General features: G+C 69.6%; 2 protein-coding genes and 2 CRISPR repeat arrays. Both genes read left to right on the forward strand.

The window, feature by feature from the left end; genetic code table 11:
• Window positions 1–336 precede the first annotated feature (336 nt).
• Window positions 337–2,925: a CRISPR direct-repeat array (repeat unit 29 nt; unit sequence GTGAGCCCCACGCACGTGGGGATGGACCG).
• A 92-nt stretch (window positions 2,926–3,017) separates the two neighbouring features.
• Entirely contained in the window at window positions 3,018–3,914 is an 897-nt protein-coding gene (locus ACFYL4_RS27295; protein WP_387522234.1) for a helix-turn-helix transcriptional regulator, read from the forward strand.
• Between the two features lie 151 nt (window positions 3,915–4,065).
• Complete coding sequence (locus ACFYL4_RS27300) at window positions 4,066–6,303, forward strand: Atu4866 domain-containing protein (protein WP_387522235.1); 2,238 nt, start codon at window positions 4,066–4,068, stop codon at window positions 6,301–6,303.
• Between the two features lie 403 nt (window positions 6,304–6,706).
• Window positions 6,707–8,929: a CRISPR direct-repeat array (repeat unit 29 nt; unit sequence GTGAGCCCCACGCACGTGGGGATGGACCG).
• Window positions 8,930–9,158: the final 229 nt, after the last annotated feature.

The following is a 9,158-nucleotide window of genomic DNA, read 5'->3' on the forward strand; positions in this document are numbered from 1 at the left end:
GGGCGAGGGAGTTCAGGTGTTGCGTCACAACAAGACCATGGGCTCCCTCGCCTCATGCTCAGACCACGCACCCCTGGGAATTACTCATCTAGGGGTTGCGCAAGCTCGCGGCATCCGGAGAGGCCTCTGATCTCAGGGGGTACTCCTGACGCCGGTGAAGAGGGGGGAAGGTTCGGCGGCTCTGGGGTGCTCTGGAACGGACCACGGATACCTATGCACTCTGGTGCGTCAGAGGTGATGTTGGCTGCGGGTTGAGAGTGGCCCGAACGTGCTCGGTTGGATGCGGGGCGAAGGTCAAGCGGAGATAACGGTCCGCGTTGTCGCAGGTCGTTAAGCGTGAGCCCCACGCACGTGGGGATGGACCGCGGACACGCAGAAGGCCCCGCACGAGGCGGGGGTGAGCCCCACGCACGTGGGGATGGACCGCCCACCACGACCGGCGTTGACATCGGGACGTGGTGAGCCCCACGCACGTGGGGATGGACCGCACCTGCTCGGCCAGGTCGAGCTGGAGTTGGAGTGAGCCCCACGCACGTGGGGATGGACCGGCGCCAGCATCCTGCTGGAGCGGGTCACCACGGTGAGCCCCACGCACGTGGGGATGGACCGAACTGCCTCAGGCTCCCGGGTTCGGCGCTGACGTGAGCCCCACGCACGTGGGGATGGACCGACACACCTGCACCCTCACCTACACCTGCACCAGTGAGCCCCACGCACGTGGGGATGGACCGCATCCACCAACTCCTCCCGCATCTGCCCCGGAGTGAGCCCCACGCACGTGGGGATGGACCGGCGTCATCTACCGAAACCCCGCTGTCGCTAAGGTGAGCCCCACGCACGTGGGGATGGACCGGTATTCCTCCTCGCCCCCGTGAGCGATCACCGGTGAGCCCCACGCACGTGGGGATGGACCGTTGTTCCGGCGCTGGAGTTTTCCAGTGCTCCGTGAGCCCCACGCACGTGGGGATGGACCGGCGTGGAGTTCACCCACACCACCGGGCCCGAGGTGAGCCCCACGCACGTGGGGATGGACCGAGGCCATCACCGCAGCCGAGCGTGCCGTGGCCGTGAGCCCCACGCACGTGGGGATGGACCGGCGTACCGGCCCGGCGCGGCTTGGCGTTGGGCGTGAGCCCCACGCACGTGGGGATGGACCGCTCTCGCGGCAGCCATCGACGAGCAGCTCGAAGTGAGCCCCACGCACGTGGGGATGGACCGGGAACCCTCCTGTTTTTGGGCATGAAAAAAGCGTGAGCCCCACGCACGTGGGGATGGACCGCGTGGCCTGCGCGAGGACCTCGGCGGCGGCGCGTGAGCCCCACGCACGTGGGGACGGACCGTCGTCGCCGTCGGGCTCCCCGGTGGGCAGGGCGTGAGCCCCACGCACGTGGGGATGGACCGACCGGGGGCACCACGCTGGCCGATCGGACGTGGTGAGCCCCACGCACGTGGGGATGGACCGCTGGTCTCGTTCGGCCTGGGCTCGCCGGTATCCGTGAGCCCCACGCACGTGGGGATGGACCGGGCTCACCGGGTTACTCGTCGGCGGGGAGGTTGTGAGCCCCACGCACGTGGGGATGGACCGATGGCGGGGCCTGATGGCACCGAGTACGAGATGTGAGCCCCACGCACGTGGGGATGGACCGCCCTGGCGGGCGAGGTTTTCGCGGAGGGCTTCGTGAGCCCCACGCACGTGGGGATGGACCGACCCACGCGACGCCCTGTGCGGGTCCACGCTCGTGAGCCCCACGCACGTGGGGATGGACCGGCCCTCATGCAGACCCACGACCCGGACACCGGTGAGCCCCACGCACGTGGGGATGGACCGGCGACGAACAGCCGGTACGCCTGGTGCTCGGAGTGAGCCCCACGCACGTGGGGATGGACCGGGGGACAGCGTTGACGATCTCGCCGCCGCCCGGTGAGCCCCACGCACGTGGGGATGGACCGGGTGACGCCGGGCGGTGCCCAGGTGTCGCCGTGTGAGCCCCACGCACGTGGGGATGGACCGCACCCCGAGGAGTACCTCCCGGTCATGGGCAAGTGAGCCCCACGCACGTGGGGATGGACCGGTCGTCGATCAGCTCACTGGCCTGTTCCTGCGGTGAGCCCCACGCACGTGGGGATGGACCGTCCGCGATCCACTGCGTGGCCACGGGCATGACGTGAGCCCCACGCACGTGGGGATGGACCGGATGCTGGCTGGCCCACATCGAATGGAAACGCGTGAGCCCCACGCACGTGGGGATGGACCGTGTTCGGCCTGCGGGGAGGCCTTCCACATGTCGTGAGCCCCACGCACGTGGGGATGGACCGGGTGTGACAATCCGTGCCGGGGTCTGTCAGTAGTGAGCCCCACGCACGTGGGGATGGACCGTCCTCCTCCCCCATCACTCACCCCCTTGGGTGGTGAGCCCCACGCACGTGGGGATGGACCGGGCACCGCTCCGGTCGCCGGGCACGTCAAGGAGTGAGCCCCACGCACGTGGGGATGGACCGGGCAACGCCTGAGCACTCGACGGCGAGGTCGAGTGAGCCCCACGCACGTGGGGATGGACCGGCCGGTGAACTCCCTCGCCCGAGCGGCCTTGGTGAGCCCCACGCACGTGGGGATGGACCGTCAGGATTGAACCGGACATAATGACAATCCGGGTGAGCCCCACGCACGTGGGGATGGACCGGAATCGACTTCGACGAGGCCGCCGCCGCGATGGTGAGCCCCACGCACGTGGGGATGGACCGTCGATCACGTCCGCGCCGACCTCTTCGGGTGTGTGAGCCCCGCGCACGTGGGGATGAACCGTCCCACGACCACAGCGTCGACGCCCTCCGGTAGTGAGCCCCACGCAAGTGGGGATGGACCGGCCCAACCCTGCTCGCCGATGCACGCAGCGGCGTGAGCCCCACGCACGTGGGGATGGACCACGATGGGACTGGGCGGGCGGGGTGTCGGGTGGGTGGGGCCCACCCACCCATATGACTTCCGGCGCGGACCGCCTCGGTCTAGCCTTGACGCCATGGGCACCGACCAAAGCTCCGATCCCCGGTCCCACCTGGGGGAGTTCCTGAGCGCCAGACGTTCACGGCTGCTTCCCGAGGACCTCGGTCTGGTCGCGTACGGCCGGCGCAGGGTTCCCGGCCTTCGCCGCGAGGAGGTGGCGCTCCTGGCCGGGGTCAGCACCGACTACTACATGCGCCTGGAACAGGGCCGCGAACGGCACCCCTCCACGCAGGTGGTCGAGGCGCTGGCCAGGGCGCTGGACCTGGACGGGGACGCGACGGAGCACCTGCGTCGGCTGGCGCGCGCCGAGGGACGCCCGCGCGGGCGGGCCCGCCGGGACACACGTGTCTCCCCGCACCTGGCCCGCCTCCTCGAACGCTGGAGTGACACTCCGGCCTTCGTGCTGGACCACCCCCTGGACGTCCTGGCACGCAACCGCCTCGCTGAGGCCCTGCACTCCGACTTCACGCTGGACGACAACCTGGCGCGTATGGTCTTCCTCGACTCGGCGGCGCGGCGCTTCCACCGTGAGTGGCGCCGGACCGCCTCGGCGACCGTCGCCGAACTCCATCGCGCGATGGGCCTGGCCCCCGACGATCCCCGGCTGAACGAGGTCGTCGGTGAGCTCGCGCTCAAGAGCGAGGAGTTCCGTTCCCTGTGGGCGCGGCACGACGTGCGGGGCAAGACGGGCGACGCCAAACCGCTGCACCACTCCCAGGCGGGCGCCCTGGACCTGCGCTACGACAGCTTCACGGTCAACGGCGCCCCCGGGCAGCAACTGATCGTCTACCAGGCGGAACGGGGCAGTGACTCGGAGGGGGCGCTGGCCCTGCTCGGTTCCCTGCACGCCGATCCCCACGTAGGGGGCGACCAGACGGACCGGGGCCGGAACGGTCGGCGACGGTTCGGGTGAGACCGGGGCCCCGAGGCGGCGCCGTCCCGTCACTGGGAGTCGCGCACCAGGGATGACGGCGACCTGGTCGCCTCCGCGTGGCGGGACGAGACTTCGGGTGAAGGCGGTGGAGTCCCCTCCACCGCGCCGCACCCGACGGAGGAAGCACTCCATGAGTTCCGAGACCACCACACACGACCCGGGCAGCCCCCTCGCCCTGGAGGAGATCCAGCGCCGGGCCGACGACCCCGGGCGCCGTGTCCTCTTCACCAACGCGACCGTCGTCACCATGGACCCGGAAATCGGGACGCTGGAACGTGCGGACGTCCTGGTCGAGGGAGACTCGATCGCCCAGGTGGGTGCCGTACCGCAGGCGGGGGACGCGGTGGTGATCGACGCGACGGGCACGATCATCACTCCGGGTTTCGTGGACACCCACCGGCACGCCTGGCAGTCGCAGCTGCGCAGGATCATGCCGGACGTGGACGATCTCGTGGGCTACGTGACCACTACCCTGGCCGGTTACGCGCCCCTCTACGAGCCCCGGGACATGTACGTCGGTACCCGGCTGGCCGCCCTGTCGGCGATCGACGCCGGCATCACCTGCATGCTCGACTTCTCGCACAACTCGAGGTCGCGCGAGCACTCCGACGCCGCGGTCCGGGCCCTGGTGGACAGCGGCGTCCGCGGAGTCCACGCCGCGATGGGGCCGCACTTCGGTGCCTGGGACCAGCAGTGGCCCGGGGACCTCGCCCGGCTCCGTGACGAGTACGCGGGCGGGTCGGATCGGATGCTGACCCTGCGGGTCGGTGCGCTGGCCACTGACGAGATCGCCGGGCCGTCCCTGGCTTACGGGCCCGGACTGGCGCGCGTCGCCAGGGAGATGGACGTCGGGGTCAGCGTCGACGCCGTCCTCGGTGCCTCGTCCTCCCGTGCGGTGCGGGACTGGGCCCGGCAGGGGCTCCTGGGCCCGAACGTCACCCTGATCCACGCGACCGGCCTGACCGACGAGGCGTGGAAGCTGATCGGGGAGACCGGGACCACGGTCTCCCTGGCGCCGACCTCCGACGCCCAGATCGGTCTGGAGACCGCGATCCCCGCCGTAGACGAGGCACTGGCCGTGGGAGTGCGCCCCGGGCTCAGCATCGACGTGGAGGTGGCCCTGGCCGGGGACATGTTCACCCAGATGCGGGCCCTGCACACCGTGCAGCGGATGCGGGCGGTCAACGCGGCCTACGGCGCCGACGCCGAACCGGTCCGGATCGGCGTGCACGACGTACTGGACTTCGCCACGCTCCAAGGCGCACGGACCAACGGCCTGGGCGGGGTGACCGGGTCGCTTACCCCCGGCAAACGCGCCGACCTCCTGGTCATCGCCGCCGAGGACCTGAACAACATGCCGCTGAACAACCCGGTCGGCACCGTGGTCCTGGGCGCGGACGCCCGCAACATCGTCACCGTCCTGGTCAACGGTGAGCCTCGAAAGTGGAACGGAAGGGTGCTGGACATCGACCTGGACGCCCTGCGGGGAGAGGTCCGCGTCTCACGGGACCGGCTCCTCGGCCAGGCGGGGGCCGGGAGAGGACCGCACGAGCGGCACCGGACGAACCCCCGACGTGTGAACGCCATCGAGCGAGGACAGGACACACGGAGCAACATGAACGACCTGCCGACGACCACTCCCGCGTCGAGCGGCTCGAGCCCCGCGACCCGGCCGGGGCGCGACGAGGCGCTGCTGGCCCAGTTGGGCGACCCGGGCGGACGCCCGCTGCTACTGACGGGCGGCGTCGTGATCACGAACAACCCGCTGATGGGCGACTGGCTGAGGGCGGACGTCCTCATCGGAGGAGAGGTGATCGTCGGGGTCGGTCCGGGTCTTCTGACGGCGGCTGGCGACGACGGGATGATCGTGGTCGACTGTTCGGGAACCGTCGTCCTGCCCGCCACCCTCGATCTCACCCGCGACCACGCTGGGGGCACTCTGACCCCGGGCGGGGCCGCGGATGTCGCCGTGTTCCGGTACGCCGACGAGCCCGGCGCTCCCGAGGAAACCGCCCCTGCCGGGCAAGGCCGCCTTGACGTGCAGATCACCGGCGGGCGGGTCCGTGTCTGGGACGGACGGCCGGTTCAGGAGCCGGGCGCTGCCCCAGGACGGGTGAAGGAGCCCGTCCACGACCCGCTCCACCCCCACACGGGGTTGTGGGTGGAGGAGAACGGGTTCGTCCGCCAAGAGCTGCTGCCGAACGGGCGCTACGACGAGGCGCGTGGAGACAGGGAGAGCGCCTACACCGGCAGGTACTGGATCAACGGATCGCGGATCGACTACCTCGACGACCTGGGTTTCTGGGCTTTCGGGGAGTTCGACGGAGACGTACTGCACCACGCGGGATACCGCTTCACCAGACACTGAGGTCTCGTGGGCGCAGGCGGGTTCCTCGGCGCGGCGATCTCCACCGTCGTCAGTTCGCTGAGCGAGGCGAACCTGTCGTCGGCTGACGATAGTGGAGGACTACACTGCCGCCAAATCGCGCGCTGGAGCTCACCCAAGCCTGGTTAGGGGGCGGCGCTAAAGCCCTGGTAGTCGGAATTTGCGACCCGGGCCAGCTCCAGAAGACGGCGCCCATCTTCACCGCGGTGGACGTGCTCAGGGGTGTGAAGATCCGTTTCACATCCACCACGGAAGGGCGGACGCCTATGAGACCCTGGTGCACAGTAGTGCTGTTGGCTGAGGGATTGGTCCAGAACGTGCTCGGTTGTATGCGGGGCGAATGTCAAGCGGAGATAACGGTCAGTGTTGTCGCAGGTCGTCAAGCGTGAGCCCCACGCACGTGGGGATGGACCGCCATGGGCCCGATGCAATTCATCCCGGCGGCGGTGAGCCCCACGCACGTGGGGATGGACCGTTGACGTGTCCAGTGTAGACCCTGACGGCCTAGTGAGCCCCACGCACGTGGGGATGGACCGTGCATCCGGGTGCCGGGCGGGTGGTCGAGGTCGTGAGCCCCACGCACGTGGGGATGGACCGGAGAACCACCGTGTTCCACCCCAGCCACCGCAGTGAGCCCCACGCACGTGGGGATGGACCGGTCACCACGCAGATGACCAGCCATGGGCGTACGTGAGCCCCACGCACGTGGGGATGGACCGAACTTGAACTTGGCCCCTGCGTACTTGCCCGGTGAGCCCCACGCACGTGGGGATGGACCGGACATGCCGGGGGCGGGGCAGTGGTTGCTGGGTGAGCCCCACGCACGTGGGGATGGACCGCAGTGGCGGGCAGGGCCACACCCAGCTCGTGGGTGAGCCCCACGCACGTGGGGATGGACCGAGCTCCTGATTGACGGTGGGGCACGGTCATCGGTGAGCCCCACGCACGTGGGGATGGACCGCCGCGCTCTGGCGGCGACCGCGACCTGTTTCGTGAGCCCCACGCACGTGGGGATGGACCGAGCTCGCGCGGGTCCTGGACCAGGCGCGCGCCGTGAGCCCCACGCACGTGGGGATGGACCGACCCGACCCTTCTCCGAACGGGGCCCGATGGTGTGAGCCCCACGCACGTGGGGATGGACCGCACGTCGTCTTCGACCTGGACACCGGCCGCCAGTGAGCCCCACGCACGTGGGGATGGACCGACCTCGTCGGCGAGTTCCAGCGGGTCCATGGTGTGAGCCCCACGCACGTGGGGATGGACCGCGTTGCAGGGGAGCGCGATTCAGGTGCGCGGTGTGAGCCCCACGCACGTGGGGATGGACCGGCCCGGTGCACCGTCCATGTCGGGAACAGCGTGTGAGCCCCACGCACGTGGGGATGGACCGTACTGGATGTCCGCCGTGTTCGCCACCGAGGCGTGAGCCCCACGCACGTGGGGATGGACCGAACCTTGGCGACGGTCGCTCGGCATCCGGTGAGTGAGCCCCACGCACGTGGGGATGGACCGATCGTCAACATGTCGGCGGTGCTCGCGCCGGACGTGAGCCCCACGCACGTGGGGATGGACCGCCTTCGCCCACTTTCGCGGGAACGTCGCCGCCGTGAGCCCCACGCACGTGGGGATGGACCGCCATCGGTCAGGACCTGGGCATCGACCGCAAGGTGAGCCCCACGCACGTGGGGATGGACCGAACTCCATCTCGACCTGCCCTGGCTGCATCGTGTGAGCCCCACGCACGTGGGGATGGACCGAGAATCGCGCAATCTTCATGAATTGGGTGACCGTGAGCCCCACGCACGTGGGGATGGACCGGCGCCCACGACATGACGGTGTGTCGTGGGCGCGTGAGCCCCACGCACGTGGGGATGGACCGGCGATACGTCGGGCTACAAGGGCCCGTCCGACGTGAGCCCCACGCACGTGGGGATGGACCGCCTTCGCCCACTTTCGCGGGAACGTCGCCGCCGTGAGCCCCACGCACGTGGGGATGGACCGTTGGGCGAGTTCTCCGGTGCCCCACACTCGGCGTGAGCCCCACGCACGTGGGGATGGACCGCTGTGGATCGAACCGGGAATCGGGTCGATGGAGTGAGCCCCACGCACGTGGGGATGGACCGCCTGCCGTGTCGGGGGAGCAACATTGCTACCGGTGAGCCCCACGCACGTGGGGATGGACCGTAGGCCCAGGCGGTGGTGTCGGTGAGCAGGATGTGAGCCCCACGCACGTGGGGATGGACCGCCGTTCATGTTGAACGTCGGGTCGTTCTTCTGGTGAGCCCCACGCACGTGGGGATGGACCGTCCGCGACCAGGTCCATTTCGTACTCGATGCCGTGAGCCCCACGCACGTGGGGATGGACCGCGGTTCCCGCCGTTGTTGTCGTCTGTGGTGTGGTGAGCCCCACGCACGTGGGGATGGACCGCTACCGCATTTTCTGGCCTAAACCCGTTGCCAGTGAGCCCCACGCACGTGGGGATGGACCGTAGGCCCAGGCGGTGGTGTCGGTGAGCAGGATGTGAGCCCCACGTACGTGGGGGTGGGCCGATGTACCGGATCGAGAACGACAGGCCCCGCGTCTGAGCCCCACGTACGTGGGGATGGGTACTCCCGCCGGGCTCCTACCGGACGACCGACGCTCGGTAGGAGCCCGGAACACCTGTGGGCCCCGGGCGTGGAGGCGTCGTGCACGAGTCGCCTCCCCCGAGTAGCAACCCGGGTTGACACCTTCGCCGCGCGCAACCTAGTGTTCTGAGTCGTTAATTCGATGAAGAATTGGTTACGATGGTCTCATGGCGCAACGCGGCAGGAAGAAGAGACCCCTGGTAGTCAGTGAC

Origin of the sequence: Nocardiopsis sp. NPDC006938 (assembly GCF_042869555.1) — a bacterium.
In the GTDB taxonomy this organism is placed as follows: Bacteria; Actinomycetota; Actinomycetes; order Streptosporangiales; family Streptosporangiaceae; genus Nocardiopsis.